We start from the raw sequence: 22,030 nt of genomic DNA on the forward strand, positions 1-22,030 counted from the left end.
TTTTCTTTTTGGCGGGAAGGGCCTTATGGCCATTGTTCTTTTTTCTAAGCGTATTTTGGCTGGTATTCCGAGGGAATTCAAGCGACAAGCGCCATCGCCAAAAAAGAAAAAGGCCCGGGTTTCCCGAGCCTTTTTTCGATCCGATTACTTACGGATATCGAGTTGTTTCAACACCGTTTCGTACTTTTTAACATCAGTACGACGGAGGTAATCCAACAATTTTCTTCTTTGATTTACCGCAGTCACCAAACCGCGACGGCCGTGGTGATCTTTTTTGTGGATTTCAAAGTGTGAAGTCAATTCGTTGATTTTTGCAGTCAAAAGAGCGATTTGGATTTCAGAAGAACCTGTGTCCAAGTCACCACGTTTGAATTTCTTAACGATTTGCGCTTTTGTTTCTTTTGCGACTGCCATTAAAGTCTCCTTTGTTAATAACAAGGCCTTAGGGCCTTGTTCACCAGCGTAAGAGCGTCATGGCTGTCGCTCGGCCAGTGTGTTTTTGAAGGCTAGGTTCTCCCATGAACTGAGAATGGGGTCAATACTTAATCACCCTTTTTATCACAAATCCCCGGTCTTTTTCGATACCTACAAGGGCCAAGAGCTTTCCTGAGGTCAGCGATAAAACCTGAATAATATCGTCCTTTTGAGGGTCAAACATCGTAATCAAGAAGGAGCGAAGCTCGTGGCTGATCTGACCATTGCTTAGGAGGGTCTGATCATAGCCCTTAATTCGCACCCGCTTGGCCGCAGGCAAAGCCCGCTCCATCGGCACCATGGCTGCCACTTCCCGGCCGGCTTTCAATTCAGCCTCAAGATCCTCCAAAGTGATGGATTGTTCTAAAGCATAAGGATCCGACCAAAACCGGGTCAGAGCACTCATTGTCGCTCCACAACCCAATTTCTGCCCCAAAAGATCAATCCAAGAGCGAACATAAGTCCCCTTTGAACAATGAAAGCGGAACTCCGCCTCGGTCCCATCAAAACCCAGAAACTCCAGGTTCCAGAACTTCATATCTTTGTGAGGAACTTCCACCGCCTGCTCGTTACGAGCATAGTCATAAAGCTTCTGCCCCTGAATCTTGATAGCTGAGTAAATCGGCACTTTCAAACTCATCTCACCGACAAGACTCAAGCCGATATCGCGGACTTGCTCCAGGGAAACATTCACCGGAGCTGTTTTCAGAGTCTGCCCCGTGATGTCTAAAGTATCGGTTTCGACACCGAGGCGCGCTTTAAGCTGATAGGCCTTATCGCCTTCGAGAATATACTGACTGAGTTTTGTGGCCTCACCAACGAGGGCCACCATCAGGCCTTCCGCCAGAGGATCCAAAGTTCCTGCATGCCCCACGGATTTCGTACCCAAGATCCGGCGCAGACGTGAAACCACGTCATGACTTGTCACCCCTGAGGGTTTTCTGACCAGTACTAAACCGTGAAATGTGCTCACTTAGCCTTCTTCGCTAGAATCGTCTTCGTCTGAAGAATCTGCGGCCTCAGGTCGTGCAACGCCCTGTTTAGATTTGGATTTGCGCTCGTTATCGAGATCTTGAAGGATTTTTTCAACCTTCAGAATCTCCTCGGTCTCATGATCAGGATAGAACGTGAGCTTCGGACAATAGCGCATCTTGAGTTCTTTACCGAGATAATTTTGAATTTCAAAAGCACGGTCTTGGAGCAAGTCCACTGCTTCGTCAAGAAGCTTCGGATCGCCAAGGATGCTGATATAAACTTTTGCTGTACGCAAATCGCCCGGCATTCTCACGCGGGCGACTGTCACGATTCCCGGGAGTGGTAATTTAAACCCGGAAATCAAAAACTGGGCGACGCTCTGCTGAACCTCGCGCTCGACTCGAGCTACTCTGCGTCCGTCACCCGTGTTCTTCATTATACGTTGGCCTCGTAAGTTAACTCGCGAGCAACTTCTTCTTTAACGAAGGCTTCGATATTGTCACCGACTTTAACGTCGTTGAAGTTCTCGATGCCGATACCGCACTCAAAGCCTGTCGCAACTTCTTTGGCGTCGTCTTTGAAGCGTTTAAGTGAAGAAATTTTTCCTTCGTAAACGATCTTACCGTCACGGATAAGGCGAGCCATATTTGATCTTTGGATTTTGCCGTCAACGACGAAGCAACCCGCGATCGTGCCCACTTTAGGAACAGTAAATGTATTACGAACTTCTGCGCGACCCATAACTTTCTCAACGATATCTGGAGTAAGGAGACCAGACATTGCTTTCTTAAGATCGTCCACCAATTCGTAAACGATTGAGTAAGTACGAATATCAACGCCCATACGTTTCGCCGCTGCTTGAGCGCCGCCGTCAGGACGGACGTTGAAGCCGATGATGATCCCTTTAGCCGTATTCGCCAAAAGAACATCGGACTCACTCACACCACCCACTGCAGAGTGGATGACGCGAGTCTTAACTTCAGCCGTTGAAAGCTTGCTGATCATGCCGCTGATCGCCTCAAGAGATCCGTGAACATCGGCTTTCAATACGATTGCCAACTCTTTCACATCACCCTTCGTCACTTTAGCGAAGATATCTTCAAGAGACATTTTCGAAGCAGGAGTGACTTCGGCTTTCTTAGCTTGTTCCTTACGGAGAGTCGAAACTTCTGTTGCTGTGTCTTCGTCCGCTACGATATCGAAACGGTCACCGGCAGCGGGCGTTCCTTCAAGACCGAGAACCTCAACCGGCTCACCAGGTCCTGCTTCTTGAACGCGCTCACCACGGTCGTTCGTCAAAGAACGTACGCGGCCTTTTTGGAAGCCGGCAACGATGTATTGGCCGACTTTCACAGTTCCGTCTTTCACGAGGATGGTTGCAACGTTTCCTTTGCCTTTTTCCATCTTCGCTTCGATGACAAGACCCGTACCAGAACGCTCAGGGTTTGCTTTCAAGTCTTGCAACTCAGCAACCAAGTGGATGTTTTCAAGCAATTCTTTGATACCTGTCTTTTTCAAAGCAGAAACTTCAACAAAGATCGTGCTACCGCCCCACTCTTCAGGAACGATTTCAAGCTCAGTCAATTGTTGCTTAATACGCTCAGGGTTTGCACCTGGCTTATCGATCTTGTTCACCGCAACGATGATAGGAACGCCGGCAGCTTTGGCGTGATTAATCGCCTCTGCTGTTTGTGGCATCATACCGTCGTCCGCCGCGACTACGATCACCGCGATATCCGTTGCATTGGCACCGCGAGCACGCATCGCCGTGAAGGCTTCGTGGCCCGGAGTATCCAAGAACGTGATTTTCGCGCCGTCTTCGAGAGTCACATTGTAAGCACCGATGTGCTGAGTGATCCCGCCGGCCTCGCCTGCCGCTACGTTCGCTTTACGAATTGCATCGAGCAAGCTTGTCTTACCATGGTCAACGTGACCCATGATTGTTACTACCGGAGGACGAGTGACGGTCGTAGCATCCAAATTACCGAATGCCATTTCCTTCGCAACTTCGTCCGCCGTTTTAAATACGTTTTGTGCTTCCCAACCGAACTCCGGAACGATCAACGCGATCGTATCGAAATCCAAAGCGGTGTTCATGTTCGCCATCACACCGTTGGTCATGAGAACTTTGATTAACTGCGGAGCTTTTACGCCCATTTCCATCGCCATGTCGCTCAACTTCATGGTGTTGTTCACCTTGAGGATGCGCTTCAAAGCTTTTGGCGTCGTGATCTGAGTCTTCATCCCCGCGCGATCCAGCATTCCCTTTTTCTTTTTAGGCTGGAATACCATCTCACGTTTACGGAACTCAACGGCGTTGAAATTCGCCATTTGTTCTTCTTGTTCGCGCTCTTTCGCTGAAGGACCCGCTGCCGCAGGACCCACGCTTGGAGCTGCCGGGGTAAATCGTGTTTTCTTTTTGTCATCAAAACGACCGTGACGGTTGTCTTGATCCTCTGTTGGGATCTCCGGAGCTGCTTGAGCAATAAAGCCCGCACGGATGTTACGGTTTTGCCCAGGACGAGGAGCCCCGCCGAAACCACCGCCGCCACCAGGTCCGCGGTTGAAACCACCTTGACGGTCACCGCCAGGTCCACCCTGACGATCTCCCTGGGATCTCTGCGGAGCTTGTTGAGCTACGCGCGAAAGATCCATACGGCCGATGATGTTTTTACGACCAATACTCGGAGCAGCTGTTGCGGCACTCGCCACACCACTGCTACCCACAGTTACTTCTTTTTTACGCGCCACACCCGCTGCCGGAGCTGCCGCTGGAGCTGCTGCGACCGGAGCTGGAGTTTCTTCCGCCGGAGCTGCCGCTACCACTGGCTCAGGAGCTGGTTCAGATTTTTTTACGACAACAGGTGCAGGTGCTGCTGGAACTTCAGGAGCCGGAGCTTCTGGTGCTGCTTCAACTGCCGTCTCTTCAGCTTCTTCCGCCGGAGCCGCTGCTTTTTTGCGAACGACTTTCGTAGCTGCCTTCGGAGCTTCTTCCGCCGCTGCCGCTTCTTCTTTTGCTTTGAGTTCTGCTTCTTCAGCTTCCTTCGTGGCCTTACGACGGACAACTGTCGATTTCGCAGGAGCTGCAGCCGCTGGTGCAGCTTCCGCTGCAGGCGCTACCGCTTTCTTCGCAGGAGCTTTGCGAGTCGTCGCTTTTTTAGGTTTTGCCTCTTCCGTGGATTTTCCACCACCGGCGAGTTTGACTTTAATTTGCTCAAGAACTTCTGGTTCAAGTTCCGACATATGGCTCTTCACAGGAAGCTGCCACTCGCGGATCTTGTCCATCAAGGCCAAGGGCGTAAGCCCGATTTCTTTGGCAAATTCAAAAACTTTTGGATTACTCACGTATTCTCCTGTTAATTCTTCTCAAAACTAATCCAGCTCTGCCCGTCCCGGGCGACGCCTCTTCGGCATCCGCCGACTATTCTTCGTCAGCTTGAAGCTTAGACAACTCTTCTTTCAGACGAGCGTCCGCTTGCTCTTTTGCAGATCCAGAAGCCTTGGTTTCTTTCGCGGCTGTTGGAGCTGTCGGGATTGGCGTTCCTTCTTTTTCGTACTTCGCAATCAAAGCTTTCGCTTCGTTGATCAATTTTTCTGCACGTTCTGGATCGTCGTAACCAGGAATAGTCATGATTTCTTCGACAGATGCATTCGCTACAGATTGGAATGAACCGAAACCAGATTGGAAGATGTTTTGTGCCATTGTTTGATTCATGCCTGGCAACAACATCAAATTGAAAATGGATTCTGCTGTACGGTTCGATGCTGCAGATTCAGAGATGATATCCAATTTCCAAGTGGTTAATTTTGCAGCCAAACGGACGTTTTGTCCACGCTTACCGATTGCCAAACTCAATTGACTATCTGGGACAACAACTTCCATCTCTTTGTTTGCTTCATCAACAAACACGCGTGAGATTTCAGCTGGCGCCAAAGCATTACACGCAAAACGTGTCACGTCTTCGTCCCAAGGAACGATGTCGATTTTCTCGCCACGAAGCTCTTGAACGATGTTTTGTACACGAGAACCCTTCATACCAACGCATGCGCCGACAGGGTCTACAGAGTTGTCTTTAGAACGAACCGCGATCTTCGCACGTTGCCCTGGCTCACGAGCTGCACTCATGATCTCAACCACACCGTCATAGATTTCCGGAACTTCCATTTCAAAAAGTTTCATCAAATAGCGCTCATCCGCACGAGACATGATGATTTGCGGACCACGTGTTGTTTGACGAACTTCAGACAAGTAACCTTGAATGCGGTCGCCTGGCTTGTAAGATTCGCCTGGGATTTGCTCACGTGGCGGGATGTAAGCTTCTGTACGGCCCAAATCGACAACGATGGCGCCTTTTTCCACGCGACGAGCGATCCCAGAAGCGATCTCACCTTTACGTTCTTCAAATTCGTTGAAGATGATAGAGCGTTCCGCATCACGCACTTTTTGCATGATGATTTGTTTTGCAGTTTGAGCCGCAATACGGCCGAGCTCGCCAGCATCCATTTTGATACCGATAGAGTCGCCTTCTTGCGCTTGGGGATCGAGTTTCAAAGCTTCATCCATTGGGATTTCAACTTCTTCGTCGATATATTTTTCACGAGGAACAACTTCTTTAAATTGGAACAATTCCACTTCGCCAGTGTCTTCGTTGTAAGTGGCTTCGATCTCGCGGTACGTGCCGTATTTCTTACGGGCAGCAACAAGCATACCTTGTGTGATCGCTTCGACCACGACTTGCTTGTCGATACCTTTGTCTTTACCGACTTGTTCAATCACGCGACTGAGATCTGTAAACATGTTGTCAGCCATTTAACTCACCTCTTCTAGGTTATTTTTTTTGTCCCTTAGTTAACACAAAAAGCACTTTGGATTTTTCCACAGCGGAGAATGGAATATTTATTTCCTCGTCTTTGACTTGGAATTTCAGAGTCTCGCCGTCAAATGCCTTTAATACTTCTTCAATCTGTTTTGCGTTTTTCATACCCTTTTGCGTGACGCCAAAACTCTCGAGAGCTTTGTCCACTTTCACCCAGATTTTTTTGCCAACGGCTTTTTCAAAATGCCATGGCTTACTCAGGATACGGTCCGCGCCCGGACTAGAAACTTCGAGGTTGTAAGCCTCACCAGGAATAAGGTCTTCTTGAGCGTCCAAAATATCATTCAGAGCTCGAGAGACATTGGCGCAATCGTCGATGCTGACGCCTTGGCCTTCTTCCGATGCAGCTGCTGCTGCAGGAGTTTCTTTATCGATGTACAAACGGAGTGTACGACCTTTACCGATACCAACGAATTCGATGTGATACAAAATGCAACCTTCACGCGAGGTCACTTCCTGCGCTACTTCTTCTACTTTTGCCATCCATGATGGATTTGAATCGGTCATTAAGTTTTGATTTCCTAAGTTGCTGTCTAAATTATTCTGACCAGAGTTGGTGAAACTAAGTCAGATTTAAATCAGTCCAGTTCCGGCCCTCTGGGCCTGCACTTCCACAGGCACTGCCTGAAAAACGCAAAACGGGCCCTTCAAGGCCCGTTCGAGTGTGAAACTAGCAAAAAAGTCTAAGCGATGCAAGGGTTTATCTCAAAGTATACAACCAGGCAGTGCCATTGTTTGGATAGTAATTTGGCCGTACTCCCGTCTTCTTGAAGCCCAGGGATTCATAAAGCTGCCAAGCCCGCGTATTTTCTTCGTGAACCTCCAGCCACAGCTCTCTTTCTGGGGGCCTGATAACCACCACATGACCCATGAGGCTGCGCGTCAAACCCTGTTTCCAGAACTCTGGGTGGCTGGCCACCACCGAAATTTCCCAGACCACCGGGGTCACCCGGTATAAAACGAAGCTCACCAGCCGGGCCCCTTGAAACATCCCCCAGCCGTCGGTGGAGCGGAATTCGGCTCGCAAAGTCTCCGTCGGCCACTGAAAGCCTACGAGATGCGGCTGGGCCCGGTAAAGATCGGCCACCAGTTGCAGCACGCTGTCCTCATCCCCGGCCACGAGCTCCCGCATTTTAAAACTCACTTCGGCCCGACCTTGTTGTTGATATTTTCCGCGAGAATATTGCGGACTTTGTATTTACGTTTTGTCAGCTCAAACCAAGTGCGCGTTCTTTCCTCGAGCTGCTGCTGAGCCAAAACATTTTTGATGGTGTCTTTGAAGGTTGCAAACGGCACATCGCCAAACTTCAGACGGTTCTTTTCATAGTAAGCAAGCGCCTCAGAGTCACTGACAATGCCGACCATCGTGCTCGTCTTAAATTGGATGAAAGATTTCGCCGTCAGCTTTTGCAAAACAAATCTCTTAAGCTCTGCCGGAGTGACTTCGAGACTCTGCCAGTAGCTTTTGCCTTCGACTGTTTTTTCAACTTTGCGAAGCGCCTGTTGCAATTGATCGTCGGTCACTTTTGCAACGAAGAAAGTTTCAGCCTCTTTGTAAACGACGACTTCAAGTAAAACTGCCGTCACTTCGTTCATCATCGCCGGATCGCCCAAGCGCACTTCCCACGCTCCGCCTGTCACTTTGTCTTTGGAAGGAAATAAAATGCGATCAAGAACGGCGGAGATCTGGACCTCACGACTTGTGACAACGCGATCCCCCACCTGCCCCACGGATTGCGAGACAATAGTCGGGGCCGCCAGTGCCGGCGACAGAGAAAGTAATGAGGCGAAAAGAAAGGCCGTGATTTGCATGAATCTAGGATGACACTAGATTCAAAAAAAAGAAAGCCCTTATGATTTCTCATAAGGGCCTTCAACCACTAGGAATATTGTTTTAATTAGAAATTAACCTTAGCCGCAAGAGCCAATGTGTAATAGCTCAATTTTTCGAGCGGAGTGCCGTACTGATTTTGCGAAGCTGCGATGATGGACTGGTTGTCCACGCGGCTCGACAAATTAAACATATAACGGTACTCGAAACCAAGAGCAAATTTCTTGCTGAGTTCCAAGTCTACACCTGCTGTCACACCCAAATCGATGGCGTGTGAATCAGAAGATGTGCCGTAGGTGTTGTACGGAGAGTAATTTGGCAAACTGTTCCAATCGTATTTACGATAGCTGTAAGCAATCAAACCACCCAATACTGGACGAACCATCCCGTCCAACATTTGGTACTTCGCAGAGACTGCTGCTTGATACTGGTTTGTATCAACCAACGTCGGGAAGTAGCTCACGCAGTTACAGTCGAGTTTTTCAACTGTGTAGTTTGAGTACAAGAAAGAACCCTCAACGATGAGAGAGTCATACTTCGTACCAAACGCCGCACCGAATGAATAGTTACCGCGAACGTTTTTAACATCTGGATAGTCACCGATACCAACGATACCGCTGAAGTAACGAACTTCCGTCGGAGCTGGCGCAACTTCTTCCAACTTCAAAGAGTTTTTAGAAGCCGCAAGTTCTTCACGAACAACATCACGGATGTTTTCTTTAGGCTCTACAGGAGTCACAACCGGAGCCGCTTGAACAACGACTGGAGTTTGCGCCTGTGCTTGACCTTGAGAAACCGTTACGTTGGAATTCTCAGCTTTAATCTGAGTGGAAGCACCTTGCATTTGTTCAAATTTATTTCCAAAGAGAACGTCGGCACGACGTCTTTCGTCTTCAAGACGAGACGCTTCGAGCTTTTCTACGATCTTCTGCTCTGTTTGAACCTCAGCATCTTGACGAGACTTTCTCATCATCTCTGCTTTTGATTCTACAAGCGGAGTCGATTCAATCACAGCTACTGGTTGTTTTTGCACCTGCGCTGATTGAGCTGTTGCAGTCGATGTTGGCGTCGCCTGATTTAAGATATAAATCGGCTGACTGCCTTGAGCTGCTGTTCCACCCACTGCTGCCGTTGTCGGAGCTGGATTAGCAACGACTGCTGCTTGCTTATTTGCATACATTTGGTCGAGTTCTTGATCGACCTCGGCATCGAAGTTCCCCGCCTGAGCTAAACTCAAATTCGGAACGATACTTAGAGCCGCAAGGATATAGAAATACTTCTTCATAGAGTTCTCCTCGTGGTTTAGCTTTTTGATTCCAAGCAAGACAAAGCAACCCCTGTGCCAAAAATGACGCTTTTCGTCTATGGCGTCTAAGTCTTTGATATCTAAGCTCCTTCCTGAGTGTGGAGTTAGGGGCATTTTGGCCCTGAAATCTCATTTTGTGACAAGATTAGTGACAGGGCCTGAAGTTATTTCAAATGGCCCGGCTCTTGCTCGTTCAGTAGGTATACCCTTCAAAGGAGTCTCAAAATGAAACGAGCAACACTCTCCCTCATAATGATTATGAGCCTTATTGGCCAGACGGCCCTTGCTCAAGGCACTTCAACGACGAAGGCAAAGAAAGCGGCTCCAGCAACCTATAATTACGATCCAGATACCATCCCTGATATGCGTCCTTCTCCTTATATGATGGACGGCTTTAATATTGGCTTTGAGTACGCAGCGGCCAATAGCGCGACGGCGGACATTAAAAACAAGGTCACCGGTAATGTGGAAAAGGGCTTTAAAAAGGACATGTCCGAAGTCCCGAACCAATTGGGCATCAAGGCCGGCTACAAACAGATCGCCCGCGGCGGTTTGGGCTTTGATTTGAACTTAAGTATTTTGAAAGCGGATAAACGCATCGAGAACACGTCAGACCTGACGACTTTGATGCCGTCAGCGAACTTGATTATTGCAGCTCCTCAGTATGTGTACGCAGCTTTGGGCTTGAACACTGCCCTGGTTGGCGGCGATGACAACGGCAAGCACGACCCCCGCATTGGCTACCAAATCGGTGGTGGCTTGGTTGTAAAAAAGAACTTCAACCTCGAAGTCTTCTACACTTGGATGAACGAGCGTGTGGAGTACACGACGGCTTTGACAGAAGAGCATAACACTTCGACCAACGCCCGCCTCATTTACGCCTTCTAATTGGCGATCCTTTTAAGCAATCTCAAATAACTCGCCGCTTCATAGGTTCAAGAACTGGAAAAACAGCTTGAACGAAGCGGCCTATTTCCATTACAACAAGTGTCTCTTTTCCAAGATGCCTCTGTGGTGGAATTGGTAGACGCGCTGGACTCAAAATCCAGTGCCCGCAAGGGCGTGGGAGTTCGATTCTCCCCGGAGGCACCAAAACTTTGCATTCTGCAAAGTTTAGATAATTGAAAATGGAAAATGGAGAATAAAAAACCGACGCTTTGAGGTCGGTTTTTTTATGTCCAAAATTCTTCCTCACTTCATTTTTTAGAACATGATGAGCAACTGCATTTAGTGGCAATAGCGTGCTTCATGCAGAACGATGCCGCGGCAGTAATCGTTATCACAATAGCCAGCATCACCGCTGACAATGGCGCGGCAATTATTGGTTTCACAAAGCGCTGAGTTCTTAAGAACGATGGCTCGGCAATCAATCGTCTCACAATAAGCATAATTACCGCTGGCAATTCCACGACAGTCATTGGAATCACACTCGCCCGCATTGCCACCGACGATGCCGCGACAATCTCCGGACTGGCAATAGGCTTTGTTTCCGGCTCCCCAAGCTCGGCATAGATCCTGAGTCAAAGTCAAAGCCATGGCTTGACCGCTTGTGAAGAGGACAAAGCTTACTGCGAACAAAAAATTTAAACGACGCATATTCATCTCCGATTCTGATTTGTAATTCTCGCAGAATCCTATCGAGAAGCTGAGAGAATCTCTATATGAATTCTTCTTATAGACAGAACCAACGATCCGAAAAAAACATAAATTTCGGTGCAGTTTCATGAGACACAGACCTTTAAACCAAAGACATTCTTCGTTCGTTTGCTAGCCTGAATTTACATGAAAAATTACGGCAGCATTTTTAAAATAATATTCCTCGGCGCTTCCTTTTTCACTCCGCAAACCTCACACTCGCAGCTAATTCCCTTTGCCTTTTGGAAAAGCTCCGCCCCACCGGCACCGACATGCCCTGGAACTTTCGTACTGACCTCTGGGGCTTCTACTTGGATTGTGCCGGCGAATTGGAACAACACTAATAACTCCGTTCAAGTCATCGGGGGCGGAGGTGGAGGGAGCGGTGCCACCGGCACTTCCTATGGTGGCGGCGGTGGCGGTGGCGCCTATTCCGGGATCGTCAATATGACTCTCACGGCAGGGGCCAGTGTGAATTATCAGGTCGGCAACGGCGGCGGCACCGGAACCGCCGGAGACGACACCTGGTTTGTCAGTACGACCACTCTCCTTGCAAAAGGCGGCGGCAGCAGCTCTTCGACTGCCGGAGGAGTGGGTGGTGCGGCCGCTTCAGGATACCCCTTGACCGGTGGAACTCGTTACTCTGGCGGCACCGGTGGAACAGGCTACTCCGGTGCCGGTAGCGGCGGAGGTGGCGGCGCCGCCGGTCCGCTTGGCAACGGTGGAAACGGTGGAAATGCCATCAACGGCTATGGCGGAGGCGGCGGTGGTAATGGGGGAGGTTCCGCTGGTGCAGCGGGTGTCAACTTCACAAGGGGCGGCAACGGTGGAAATAACAATGCCGGCACCGGAGGAGCTGCCGGAAGTGCAGGCTCTACAATATCCGGAACCAACGGTGGCGGCGGCGGTGGGAATGGCTCAGGAAATGCCGGGAACGGCGGCAATGGAACAGACCTCAACGGAACCATTGGTAGCGGAGGCGGAGGCGGCGGAGCCGCCTTTGGAAATAGCGGCAACGGAGCTCTCTATGGCGGCGGCGGCGCCGGAGGAAATACATTTTTCGGCCGCGTCCCAGGAGCCGGCGGCAACGGCGTCATCGTTATCATCTGTAACTAGTCAGAGGAAACAAGCTGCGCCTTTTCTTGTACATATTCCGGATAGCTGAGTTGAGTCACTCTTCCCGACAGCACAAGAGCATTAAAGTAGCGAACACGCTCCGAATATTGAATGCCGGGGCTTTGGGTCAGCGCCCAATGATAAAACACTTCGTGCAGAATCATGGCTGCCTGGTTCTGCACATCTAAAAGCCGAAGCAGATTCGTCGCCACATAATAACGCTTGTCATTCTTATTGCGCGGGACGTGCTGAATCGCTAACTGCTTCAAGCTACAGTTTTGCGGGATAAAACCAAGACCGGTATCTGCGATCGGAAATAGATCCGCATTCACAAGTCCCGTATCCGCCCAGAAATCGCGAATATAAGACTGAATCGTCGCCTCGAAGGCCGCGTCGATTTTTTTCAGGCGGCTTGCGATGTTAGAGGCCATCTTCTGAGCCGCAATCTTACAGTTTTCCGAATAGGTTCCATCGGCGTTAAGCTGGCAGGCGCCGGCACGAGGAAACTGCACCGGCAAGCTGTAGCGAACCTCGGATTCATAAACGTCATAGAAAGTCGCCTGCGCCAATTCGTTTTTCATCGTGCATAAAATAATATTTCCGCCATTGCCAAAGTCGGTCGTACTACCGAAGCTAAAGCTTTGAAATAACATCAATAGAAAAAACAAACAGGTCGTTTTCATTTATCACTCCTTGGGTGATTCCACTGCGGTACAAGGGAAAATCTGAACACAGAGGCTATAGACCTCAGTCGCCTCCCCTTCGCCGAATAACTGCGCGGCTCTTTGTTTGAACTCGTTGGTTAGAACCTTGAGTTTGTAGAGGTTGTCCGGGTTCGCCGTCATCATAATCGAAGTGACATTTCTTAATTCCAGCGGAACATTGTCAAGACTCCAGAGAGCCCGCTCAATCATTTGGCGGTTATAGCTGCGTAACGCCGCCGACGGAATGGTGCTTGTCGATGTGAGATGCTGATGAACGGTCTTGTAAAAACCATCTTTTTCTTCGATCAATCGTGCGCGCACTAATTTCTGCAGAGAATCTTGGACCGTCTCTTCGGAAAGCGCGAGGCGATTTGCAATCCATCCAGTGTTCGGCTGCACATCCGTTGTATTTAAAATATTCAGAACTGCAAAGTGCTGCCATTCCGGTAAAAGAGTAAATTCCTTATCATTCAATTGATAACCGGTCTTGATCCGACTCTTTTTTCTAAGGCTGACATGGCTCTCCGCGAGCAAATTCAGCTGATTTTTTTGGTTCTTATTGAGCTTAAGCTCTTCCGCGATTCTTTTTCTGAGAATACGGCCCGGCAGGGAGATTCCCCGCAACAACTCTGAGGCCCGGCCCGAAGAAATACCCACATCCCGCGCAAAGGCTCGAATCGAGTAACGGGGATTTTTGCCCCTTCTCTTTTCAAAGAACTGTGACAAATAAGCACCGACATCGTGATATTTAAACTTTTCTGAATTCTCGCTCATGGGAAGGCTTACTACAGCATATCTCCCCTCTGAGATCGAAAGAAAACTGCCACCACCGAGTGTTTTCGACGCATATATGAAACGGGAACACTTTCTACAAACGCCGGTCCTGAAAACGCTCCGTGTTTCTGAGAGTTTCGGAGCATTTGTCCTTCAAGGATTTCTGTCACAGGTCTTCGCATGTGTGCAAAGTTTTGTAGTCAGTTGCGTTGAGCAAACTTGAAAAACGCATCCGGGGATTTAGTTAATCGTCTTTTACGACGATATCGAAGAGGCGCTGTTTTTGCACACAGCTCTATGTAAGACACACATGTCTGGGGGAATCTATGCAAATAAAACCGAAGTGGTTCACAATGAGCCTTTTAGGGACATTTTCTGGACTCATAATGATTGTCAGTTTTCAAAACTGTTCGCGTGCGAAGTTCACCATTGATCCTGCGGCTAAAAGCGAAGCCTTAACTGCTTCGGATATTCTTGGAGAAACCCATGGCGATGATGGCCAAATCTCTGGCAATCTTCCTGGAAACGATACGAGCACTCCCGGCGGCACCCGCCCTGGTAATGACTCGAGCACTCCCGGGAGTACTCTGCCTGGCAATGATACTGGCATGCCGAAGATGCCTTCTATGGGCATGGGCAACCCGAAATCGATCACCTTCTCGCGCATGTGCACTTTTGGAGATGGCAGCCATTCCTCAAAAATGCTGTGGGATAATACTTCAGAAGTAAAGCTTCTCATTACCGCCTCTGATAACAAGACGGTTCTTTGCGAAGTTGATAATATCCGTCAGCAAATTATCAACGGCAAATCGGTCGACATCTCAAGCTGTACCGGGCTATCGATGGGGAACCCTCTCTTTGTCGTACCAATGGATGTGAGCAGCAATTATCCGGCTAATAATATCGCCTTTGACCTGAGTACCTATCAAGGGAGCCTCTCAGGGATGATGCCCATCAATATTAACTATGCAAAGAACACGGACCCGGTTAATTCAAAGAAGTGCGAAGCTGATGACCCGCTTCTTGTGCAGTTAAACACGCGAACGCCAAAACCGATTCTGCTGACAGCCCCTGAGGACGGTGTGATGTTTGACCTCCTAGGGCAGATGATTCAGCCGGCCCACACAAAAGTTCTGACTTCCTGGTTTGCCGTCTCAGATGCTGACACTTATTTTGTCGTGCTGCCAGATTCGCAGGGACAAGTTCTTGGCATTGACCAAATGTTTGGGAATAGCACGAAGGGTCCAGACCGAAAATTTGCAACCCACGGATTTGCGGCACTGGCAAAATACGACGAGAATCGCGATGGCCTCATCACACCGGAAGACAGTGTTTATGAGCAGCTTCGCCTATGGAAAGACGTAAATCGCGATGGTATTGCCCAAGCCGACGAACTTTTCACGTTCGAAGAAAAAGGTGTCTTGGTGCTGGATTTGCACTTCGATCCTCGCTATCAGGAAAAGGACCGCTATGGAAACGTGGTTAAATATAAGTCTGTGGTAAAGATGAAAGACAATAGTTACGGCTTAGTTTACGATTTGTGGCTTAAGTTTATTGTGAAATAGTTTCTCTGAAAGGGGCTCGCGATTCCTATGCTCCCCAGGAATCAGGCCCCTTTCTTCTCATACCGACAAGATTCAAACCTCTTTGCTCTCCTGTTTTTTAGAGTGGGTCGAATAGAAGACGACCTTATCGACGAGCTCATGAAGATTAATCGGCTTCATGAGGTACTCATCAAATCCGGCCTTGGCGTACTTTTCTCGCTCGGTACTCATCGCATTGGCGGTCAGCGCAATAATCGGTTTCGAGTAGTGCTTCCCCCGCAACTGAGTTGTTGCTTCCAAGCCGTCCATCAGTGGCATTTGAATATCCATCAAGACGACATCGTAGCTACCACCAAGAGCTTTCTCGATCCCCTCCTGCCCGTTACCGGCAATTTCCACTTTGGCGCCAGAATCGTTGAGAATGTTTTTAATAAGCAACTGATTGTCAGCGGAGTCTTCCACCAACAAGATACTCTTTTCAGCAAGTGAGTTTTCGCGATACATCGGTTTGACACTCGCATCGACCTGAGTCTGATAAAGTGAATGGCTTTCATCACGGACCTCATCTGTCAGTCGGGTTGCAATCGTGATACGGAAAGTACTTCCTTTACCTGGCTCACTGGCAGTGATGCAAATATCTCCACCCATGAGTTGCGAGAGACGCTTTGAGAGCACAAGACCAAGACCGGTACCGCCAAAACGACGGGTCATCGTCACGTCGGCCTGAATGAAATTCTGGAACAAACGCTCTGTCTGCTCACGTGTCATTCCAATCCCTGTGTCTTGCACGTTAAAAGCAATCATCTCCGGGTGTTGATTGGTTTCAGGCACAATCTCCGTCGTTACTGTGACGGTGCCTTTTTCAGTAAACTTCAGCGCATTACCGATGATGTTTGTCAAAACCTGGCGAAGACGGGTCGGATCAGATACGATTTTCTCGGGAATATGGCCGCTCGTCTTCAGCTCCAAAGTGTTTTTTCGGTTATTAGCTTTTTCACGAAGGGTTTCAAAAACTTCTCTCGTGATTTGCATGGGATCAAATTCAAGCGCCTCCGGCTCCATATGTCCCGCTTCGACTTTTGAAAGATCTAAAATATCATCGATCAACTTCAAAAGCACATTGCCGTTACGTTCAATAATGCCGAGATACTCGTTAGCCTCTTCATCAAGGTTTGGATTTTCCATCTTCAATAGATCCGCAAAACCAATGATCGCCCCAAGCGGCGTGCGAATTTCATGGCTCATATTTGCAAGAAAGGCGGATTTAAGCTGATTGGCTTTTTCGGCGGCTTCTTTTGCCACTTTGAGTTCTTGCACCTGTTGTTTGAGCAGCTTGCGCTGTTCTTCGAGTTCGATAAAAATTTGAACCTTGCTTTTAAGCACCACTGGATCCACCGGCTTATACAGGAAATCCACAGCACCACTTTCATAGCCTTTAAATGTGAAGCTCGGACTTTCTTTTGCTGCAGTAATAAAAATAATCGGAACGTGTTTGGTTCTTTCCGTGCCTCGAATCAACTCTGCAAGTTCAAAACCGTTCATCTCAGGCATTTGCACATCAATCAAGGCAAGGGCGAACTCATGGTCCACCATCAGATTCAATGCATCCATACCGGATTCACATTTAAAAATTTGAATCTTCATATCCTCAAGCAAAGAGCTTAGGGCAAATAAATTTTCACGACGATCATCAACAATTAAAAGTTTCGTACTCAAGATAAAACTCCCAATAAAAAACTTAGCCTAAACTAGTCATTAAATCTTCAATCTCTTGCAGGGAAAACACAAAAGAAGTTTCCGTCGCCTGCAATGCCGCCTCAGGCATTGATTTAAACTCCGCGCTCCGAGGATTCTGCACAACGATCATTCCTCCCACTTGCTGAATACTCTTAAGCCCGTCAGCCCCATCGTTGTTAGCTCCTGTGAGCACAAAACCTGCACATTTTTCTTTATAAACTTCTGCGGCGCTCTCCATAAAAACATCGATAGAGGGACGCGCGAAGTGCACCGGTGAATCAACACTCAACGCAAAAGTTCGCGATTTCTCGACAAGCAAATGATAACCCGCTGGCGCAAAATAAATGACTCCGCCGGCAACAGGCTCTTTATCTTCAGCCTCTTTCACTGGGAGAGAACAGACCTCTTTAAAGAAATCCGCAATCGAAGTATGTGCCGTCGGGGCAATATGCTGAATCACCACAATAGCTGGCCCAAAGGGCGCCTTCAACCGCGCTAAAACCCTTTTAAGCGCGTCGATTCCACCGGCAGAGCTACCGATCACGATCATTTCATACTTTCGGTTCTTCCATGTATCCATCATTTGCGTTGATAAATCCTGTCGTATTTCGAAAATTCACTAAAGCGATGATCCCAGCGTGAAAACCTAAGAGTTTCTTTCGAGCCGACTACTAAAAATCCACCAAAGCAGAGACTTTCGTGAAAAAGCCCGAGAGCACGATCCTGCAGGTCTTTATTAAAATAAATCATCACGTTTCTGCAGGAGACCACCTGCATCTCACCAAACACACTGTCCGTCGCCAAGCTATGATCGGCAAAAACCACATTTCTACGTAATGCTTTATCAATCATAGCTGAGTCGTAGCCAACTGAGAAATAATCCGACAATGTCGTTTTGCCGCCGCTCTTTTGATAGTTCGTACTATAGAGCTTCATTCGATCCGTCGGAAAAAAACCCTGTTCAGCCTTTTTAAGGCTCACGGGATTAATGTCCGTAGCATAGAAGGTGGTCTTTTCTAAAAGACCTTCTTCATGCAGCAAAATAGCATACGAGTAGAGCTCTTCCCCGGTACTGCAGCCAGCGATCCAAAAGCGCAGGGAAGGATACGTTCTTAAAACCGGTACCGCCCTCTCACGAAAAGTTTGAAACACCTGAGGATCGCGAAACATTTCACTCGTGGGGACCGTTAAATACTGCAAAAGGCCCAAAAAGAAATCGACGTCTTCATTGGCGCGTTCTTTAATTTCAACCATTGTCGGCATTCCGAACTTCACCATGGCCGTGCTCAGCCTACGGCGCAAAGAACTCCTTGCATAGGAGCGAAAATCATAATTGTAACGTTCAAAGATCATCATGATAAAATCATCGATGTCTGTGTCATTGATTTCCGTTTGCAATTTAGACAGCTCCTTTTCCGTCGGTGTTAGACATCCAAATGCGCATCAGAGAAATAAGCTTATCCATATCCACTGGCTTCGCTAGATAGTCGTTGGCTCCTGCATTCAAACAAAGGTCGCGATCATCCTTCATGGCCTTTGCGGTCAGAGCGATGATGGGTAGTTTTTTAAAGCGTTCCTGCTTGCGGATTTCTTTCATGGCATCATAGCCATTCATCACTGGCATCATAATATCCATGAGGACCATATCGACTCGCGGCTTTTCATTCAGCTTGTCCAGAGCTTCTTTACCATCCCGTGCGATAATGATATGCGCACCTTTTTGTTCAAGGGCCGCGGTCAATGCAAAGACATTGCGAATATCATCATCGACAATCATTATGTTGCGCTTATCGAAAGTCTTCTCGCGGCTTCTGAGTGCATCGAGCATTTTTTGACGATCCGGCTGAAGCTTGGACTCTACATTATGCAAGAACAAGGTCACTTCATTCAGCAAGCGGTCCGGAGAACCGGCACCTTTAATAATTAACGACTGAGAATGGCGGCGAAGACGTTCTTCTTCATCACGGCTGAGGTCTCGCCCTGTATAGACGATGACCGGCGGGTGAGATGAGTTTTCATCAATCGAGAGTTTATCTAGAAACTCAAAACCAGACATATCCGGCAAAGTAAGGTCCATAATCAGCGAATCGAAAGATTCATTTTTCAGGCGATCTAGACCTTCTCTCGCAAGTCCCACCGTCACAACTTCGATTTGCTTATCTTCCACCAGGCGAGCAATTGCCTCACGCTGAACCTGATCGTCTTCAACGATCAGAACGCGTTTAATTCCCTGCTGAAGCTTATCTTCAATTTTCTTAAATGCGGACTTAAGCTCTTCACGCTTCACCGGTTTCAGCATGTATCCCAGGGCGCCCATATGCAAAGCTTGCTGAGAAAAATCGTATCCTGAAATGACGTGGACTGGAATATGGCGCGTCGCTGGATTTCGCTTCAGGCTGTCGAGAACATACAGTCCGCTATGATCCGGCAAATGCATATCCAAAAGCACTGCCTGCAAAGAATAGGCGGAGGCGAGGTCAATCGCGTCGTCGGCAGTCCCCGTGACGATCGCTTTAAACTCACTTTCATGGGCAAGTTCGTATAAAATTTTTGCGAACTTCTCGTCGTCTTCAACGATAAGAACAACGCGGTCCTTATCCTTGATTTCCTTGCGGTCGTCGGCAAACATATTTGGCTCGAGAACCTTCTTTTTCTCGGCGTTGTTTTTCTGCGGTACAATGCTCGGCCCCTGCTTCGAACGTGCGACGGTCTCGAGCGGCGGAATGGATGGCGATATTTCCGCCGTTGCTTGAATTGCGTGAACGTAGCTCACTGGCAAATTCAAACCAAACTGACTGCCTTTGCCAGCTTCACTGGTCACAGAGATTTCACCGCCCAAGAGATGCGCCAAATCACGTGAGATCGCAAGACCTAATCCCGTGCCACTGTACTTGCGGCTGTCCGTCCCGTCGGCTTGCCGGAAGGCTTCGAAAATCACCTCTTGCTGTTCCTTGGCAATGCCGATGCCAGTATCAGCGACAGTAAATAAAACCCGATCCACACCGATACGGCGAACGCTCAGAGCCACCTGCCCTTGATGAGTAAACTTGATTGCATTCGATAAAAGGTTCTTCAGAATCTGTTCAAGACGCAAACGGTCCGTGAAAATGTTTTCTGGAGAATCCTCGGACTGATTCATAACCAGATCCAGTTTTCTCTCCATCGCCAGAGGATTAAAGGTATTACGAAGAGAATTCACAATATCGCTGATTTTAAACTTCTCAGGGTGAATATCGAGTTTACCCGATTCTACTTTCGAGAGATCTAAAATATCGTTAATCAGATTCAAGAGATCATTTCCAGAACTCACAATCTGTTGAGCAAATTCAATTTGCTTTGGTGTCAGGTTTTTTTCTTTGTTATCAGCCAAAAGCTTAGCAAGGATCATGGAGCTATTCAGCGGGGTGCGAAGCTCGTGGGACATATTCGCCAGGAACTCGGATTTGTACTGACTCACCCGGGAAAGCTCGCCGGCCTTCTCTTCGAGTCCTTCGCGAACTTGCAGAAGCTCTTCGTTTTGGTGACTGAGAACTTCACGTTGTTTTTCAAGCTCTTCAGTTTGCTCTTCGAGCTGGGTGTTGGTTTGCTCAAGCTCCGCATGCTGAGCTTCAAGACGGGTTTGCGTTTCTCTTAGCAGTTTCGTTTGCTCTTCAAGCTCCTCGTTGCTGACGCGCAGTTCTTCTTGCTGTGCCTGAAGTTCTTCAGCTTGATTTTGTAAATCTGAATACAAGCGCGCCAACTTCTCGCGATAGATCGCTGAAGTTATAGCTGTGCTGACATTGGCGGAGACATCCGCCAACAGCTCTTCACCGCGCCGTGGGAGTGGCGCATAGAAACCAAGCTCCATAACCACGTTCACATCACCATCAGATTTAAAAGGAACCACCACCACATGGTGCGGACGTTTGTCTCCGAGACCGGTTTTAATTTTAACATAGTCCGCGGGAACTTCCTGAAGCTTCAGTAGCTTGTTGGAAGAGGCCGCTTGACCCAGCAAGCTTTCGCCCATTTTAAAGCGGATCTGCTTTGCTTTCCCAATATCCGCAATAGCGTAGTTTGCCTGATTTTCAAAAACGCCATCCTCATTGGCGACATACAAGAGCCCCACCTGGGCGCCTAAATACTCACAAAGATATTTCAAAACCGCCGCACCGAGATCCGCGACATTCATATCCCCCAGCATCCGCTGACTGACTTCCGAACGGCCAATATCAAGCCATTGCTGCTCTTCAAGCCGGAAGTTCTGATCCATCTGAACCTTGAGCGATCCCTCGTAGGTGTCAGACAAATTCATCAACTGGCGCCGACCGAAGAACGCGATGATCACACCAAAAATCAAACTCAACGCGACGATAATACCTAAAGTCACTTTTGTCGTTGTATTGCTGTTGTCGTTTCTTTTCTGACGAAGGAGATCTTCGGTATTAATGAACTCCGTGATTGTGGAACGGATTCCATCCATGATCTCTTTGCCAGCGCCCTCAGAAACAGAGTTGGTTGCTTGCGCCTTGCCTCCCCCGGCTGCCCGGCGAGTCTGCAAAATACCTTCGGCAAAGTTTTGCCAGCGCAAACGAGCGTCTTCGATGGACGCTATTTTGGCAGCTTGGCCGGGATTATCCTTCACGAAGTCCTTGAGGGAAGAAAGCTCTTCCGGCAATTTTTGCTGAGCCCGCTTGTAAGGCTCGAGAAAGCTGTCTTGGCCGGAGATCACAAAACCACGCACTCCGGTTTCAGAGTCGATCAACAACTTTTCTACGTGGTACGCCTTGCCAATAGCCTGAGTCGAATGATCGGCCAATTGATTCGTTTCCAATAGAACAAAAATAACCCAAACAAAGAGAACCCCGCTGAGAACGGAAAGAAAGAGCGGCAAAGACACGTTTCTTGCCAGCATTTTACGAAAAACTTGTTGGTCCACAGTCTTCTGCATTCAGCCTCTACCTTTTCGAAATTTCTTAGTTTTTTCTAAAACCAATCGCTGGCGCGGTCAAACCTTCGGCTTAAGATTCTCTTGAGGCGCATTCTGCTTTCAAGCACTTAGAACAGATTTGAATTTT

At 48.4% G+C, this 22,030-nt stretch carries 19 protein-coding genes and 1 tRNA gene; 4 read left to right on the forward strand and 16 right to left on the reverse strand.

Features of this window, described 5'->3' with window-relative positions:
* Nucleotides 1-144: 144 nt before the first annotated feature.
* The 9 genes from rpsO to JSU04_09350 all read right to left on the reverse strand — a co-directional run bounded on the left by rpsO (nt 145) and on the right by JSU04_09350 (nt 9,442).
* Entirely contained in the window at nt 145-414 is a 270-nt protein-coding gene (rpsO, locus tag JSU04_09310; protein ID MBS1970496.1) for a 30S ribosomal protein S15, read from the reverse strand.
* A 121-nt stretch (nt 415-535) separates the two neighbouring features.
* Nucleotides 536-1,447 (reverse strand): tRNA pseudouridine(55) synthase TruB, encoded by a 912-nt coding sequence (truB, locus tag JSU04_09315; protein MBS1970497.1) that lies wholly within the window; start codon nt 1,445-1,447, stop codon nt 536-538.
* Nucleotides 1,448-1,885 (reverse strand): 30S ribosome-binding factor RbfA, encoded by a 438-nt coding sequence (rbfA, locus tag JSU04_09320; GenBank protein MBS1970498.1) that lies wholly within the window; start codon nt 1,883-1,885, stop codon nt 1,448-1,450.
* Nucleotides 1,885-4,794 carry a translation initiation factor IF-2 gene (infB, locus tag JSU04_09325; GenBank protein ID MBS1970499.1) on the reverse strand — a complete coding sequence of 970 codons (2,910 nt, stop codon included), beginning with the start codon at nt 4,792-4,794 and terminating at the stop codon, nt 1,885-1,887. The genes rbfA and infB overlap by 1 nt, the downstream gene beginning before the upstream one ends.
* A 76-nt stretch (nt 4,795-4,870) precedes the next feature.
* Nucleotides 4,871-6,259 (reverse strand): transcription termination/antitermination protein NusA, encoded by a 1,389-nt coding sequence (gene nusA / locus JSU04_09330; protein ID MBS1970500.1) that lies wholly within the window; start codon nt 6,257-6,259, stop codon nt 4,871-4,873.
* Between the two features lie 19 nt (nt 6,260-6,278).
* Nucleotides 6,279-6,833, reverse strand: coding sequence for a ribosome maturation factor RimP (locus JSU04_09335; protein ID MBS1970501.1), 555 nt, complete (start codon nt 6,831-6,833; stop codon nt 6,279-6,281).
* 193 nt (nt 6,834-7,026) lie between these two features.
* Nucleotides 7,027-7,458 carry a GNAT family N-acetyltransferase gene (locus JSU04_09340; GenBank protein ID MBS1970502.1) on the reverse strand — a complete coding sequence of 144 codons (432 nt, stop codon included), beginning with the start codon at nt 7,456-7,458 and terminating at the stop codon, nt 7,027-7,029.
* An 8-nt stretch (nt 7,459-7,466) separates the two neighbouring features.
* Nucleotides 7,467-8,138 (reverse strand): hypothetical protein, encoded by a 672-nt coding sequence (locus JSU04_09345; protein ID MBS1970503.1) that lies wholly within the window; start codon nt 8,136-8,138, stop codon nt 7,467-7,469.
* 86 nt (nt 8,139-8,224) lie between these two features.
* Nucleotides 8,225-9,442 carry an outer membrane beta-barrel protein gene (locus tag JSU04_09350; GenBank protein MBS1970504.1) on the reverse strand — a complete coding sequence of 406 codons (1,218 nt, stop codon included), beginning with the start codon at nt 9,440-9,442 and terminating at the stop codon, nt 8,225-8,227.
* A 246-nt stretch (nt 9,443-9,688) separates the two neighbouring features.
* On the opposite strand from JSU04_09350, the gene JSU04_09355 reads away from it, so the two are divergent.
* Together JSU04_09355 and JSU04_09360 are read left to right on the forward strand one after the other, a co-directional pair.
* The gene (locus tag JSU04_09355; protein ID MBS1970505.1) at nt 9,689-10,351 is read left to right on the forward strand and encodes a hypothetical protein; all 663 of its coding nucleotides are present in this window, start codon (nt 9,689-9,691) and stop codon (nt 10,349-10,351) included.
* A gap of 117 nt (nt 10,352-10,468) precedes the next feature.
* Nucleotides 10,469-10,555: transfer RNA gene (locus tag JSU04_09360), tRNA-Leu, on the forward strand.
* A 135-nt stretch (nt 10,556-10,690) separates the two neighbouring features.
* On the opposite strand, the gene JSU04_09365 is transcribed toward JSU04_09360, so the two are convergent.
* Nucleotides 10,691-11,059, reverse strand: coding sequence for a hypothetical protein (locus JSU04_09365; protein MBS1970506.1), 369 nt, complete (start codon nt 11,057-11,059; stop codon nt 10,691-10,693).
* Between the two features lie 186 nt (nt 11,060-11,245).
* On the opposite strand from JSU04_09365, the gene JSU04_09370 reads away from it, so the two are divergent.
* The gene (locus tag JSU04_09370) at nt 11,246-12,214 is read left to right on the forward strand and encodes a hypothetical protein (GenBank protein ID MBS1970507.1); all 969 of its coding nucleotides are present in this window, start codon (nt 11,246-11,248) and stop codon (nt 12,212-12,214) included.
* Here JSU04_09370 and JSU04_09375 read toward each other — a convergent pair.
* Nucleotides 12,211-12,897 carry a hypothetical protein gene (locus tag JSU04_09375; protein ID MBS1970508.1) on the reverse strand — a complete coding sequence of 229 codons (687 nt, stop codon included), beginning with the start codon at nt 12,895-12,897 and terminating at the stop codon, nt 12,211-12,213. The genes JSU04_09370 and JSU04_09375 overlap by 4 nt on opposite strands.
* 3 nt (nt 12,898-12,900) lie before the next feature.
* Nucleotides 12,901-13,692: a DUF4423 domain-containing protein gene (locus JSU04_09380; GenBank protein ID MBS1970509.1), complete on the reverse strand. Its 792-nt coding sequence runs from the start codon at nt 13,690-13,692 to the stop codon at nt 12,901-12,903.
* A gap of 326 nt (nt 13,693-14,018) precedes the next feature.
* On the opposite strand from JSU04_09380, the gene JSU04_09385 reads away from it, so the two are divergent.
* A complete protein-coding gene (locus tag JSU04_09385) occupies nt 14,019-15,257 on the forward strand; it encodes a hypothetical protein (protein ID MBS1970510.1) in 1,239 nt (412 codons plus the stop codon).
* 72 nt (nt 15,258-15,329) lie between these two features.
* On the opposite strand, the gene JSU04_09390 is transcribed toward JSU04_09385, so the two are convergent.
* From JSU04_09390 to JSU04_09405, 4 genes are read right to left on the reverse strand one after another with little or no spacing between them, the layout of a single operon-like run.
* Nucleotides 15,330-16,952 carry a response regulator gene (locus tag JSU04_09390; GenBank protein ID MBS1970511.1) on the reverse strand — a complete coding sequence of 541 codons (1,623 nt, stop codon included), beginning with the start codon at nt 16,950-16,952 and terminating at the stop codon, nt 15,330-15,332.
* Nucleotides 16,953-16,974: 22 nt separating this feature from the next.
* Nucleotides 16,975-17,556, reverse strand: coding sequence for a chemotaxis protein CheB (locus tag JSU04_09395; protein ID MBS1970512.1), 582 nt, complete (start codon nt 17,554-17,556; stop codon nt 16,975-16,977).
* On the reverse strand, nt 17,553-18,329 hold the full coding sequence (locus JSU04_09400) for a protein-glutamate O-methyltransferase CheR (protein MBS1970513.1): 777 nt from the start codon (nt 18,327-18,329) through the stop codon (nt 17,553-17,555). Before JSU04_09400 ends, JSU04_09395 begins: the two co-directional genes overlap by 4 nt.
* 43 nt (nt 18,330-18,372) lie before the next feature.
* Nucleotides 18,373-21,903 carry a response regulator gene (locus tag JSU04_09405; protein MBS1970514.1) on the reverse strand — a complete coding sequence of 1,177 codons (3,531 nt, stop codon included), beginning with the start codon at nt 21,901-21,903 and terminating at the stop codon, nt 18,373-18,375.
* Nucleotides 21,904-22,030: the final 127 nt, after the last annotated feature.

This window comes from Bdellovibrionales bacterium (genome assembly GCA_018266295.1).
In the GTDB taxonomy this organism is placed as follows: Bacteria; Bdellovibrionota; Bdellovibrionia; order Bdellovibrionales; family Bdellovibrionaceae; genus JACMRP01.

Excerpts from the sequence above, each read along its gene's own strand:
- nusA (MBS1970500.1), bottom strand. The coding sequence starts at position 6,259 with ATGGCTGACAACATGTTTACAGATCTCAGTCGCGTGATTGAACAAGTC.
- JSU04_09365 (MBS1970506.1), bottom strand. The coding sequence starts at position 11,059 with ATGCGTCGTTTAAATTTTTTGTTCGCAGTAAGCTTTGTCCTCTTCACA.
- JSU04_09375 (MBS1970508.1), bottom strand. The coding sequence starts at position 12,897 with ATGAAAACGACCTGTTTGTTTTTTCTATTGATGTTATTTCAAAGCTTT.
- JSU04_09345 (MBS1970503.1), bottom strand. The coding sequence starts at position 8,138 with ATGCAAATCACGGCCTTTCTTTTCGCCTCATTACTTTCTCTGTCGCCG.
- JSU04_09400 (MBS1970513.1), bottom strand. The coding sequence starts at position 18,329 with ATGATGATCTTTGAACGTTACAATTATGATTTTCGCTCCTATGCAAGG.
- JSU04_09370 (MBS1970507.1), top strand. The coding sequence starts at position 11,246 with ATGAAAAATTACGGCAGCATTTTTAAAATAATATTCCTCGGCGCTTCC.
- JSU04_09385 (MBS1970510.1), top strand. The coding sequence starts at position 14,019 with ATGCAAATAAAACCGAAGTGGTTCACAATGAGCCTTTTAGGGACATTT.
- JSU04_09340 (MBS1970502.1), bottom strand. The coding sequence starts at position 7,458 with ATGCGGGAGCTCGTGGCCGGGGATGAGGACAGCGTGCTGCAACTGGTG.
- JSU04_09395 (MBS1970512.1), bottom strand. The coding sequence starts at position 17,556 with ATGATGGATACATGGAAGAACCGAAAGTATGAAATGATCGTGATCGGT.
- rpsO (MBS1970496.1), bottom strand. The coding sequence starts at position 414 with ATGGCAGTCGCAAAAGAAACAAAAGCGCAAATCGTTAAGAAATTCAAA.
- rbfA (MBS1970498.1), bottom strand. The coding sequence starts at position 1,885 with ATGAAGAACACGGGTGACGGACGCAGAGTAGCTCGAGTCGAGCGCGAG.
- JSU04_09335 (MBS1970501.1), bottom strand. The coding sequence starts at position 6,833 with ATGACCGATTCAAATCCATCATGGATGGCAAAAGTAGAAGAAGTAGCG.
- JSU04_09380 (MBS1970509.1), bottom strand. The coding sequence starts at position 13,692 with ATGAGCGAGAATTCAGAAAAGTTTAAATATCACGATGTCGGTGCTTAT.
- JSU04_09350 (MBS1970504.1), bottom strand. The coding sequence starts at position 9,442 with ATGAAGAAGTATTTCTATATCCTTGCGGCTCTAAGTATCGTTCCGAAT.
- JSU04_09405 (MBS1970514.1), bottom strand. The coding sequence starts at position 21,903 with ATGCAGAAGACTGTGGACCAACAAGTTTTTCGTAAAATGCTGGCAAGA.
- JSU04_09355 (MBS1970505.1), top strand. The coding sequence starts at position 9,689 with ATGAAACGAGCAACACTCTCCCTCATAATGATTATGAGCCTTATTGGC.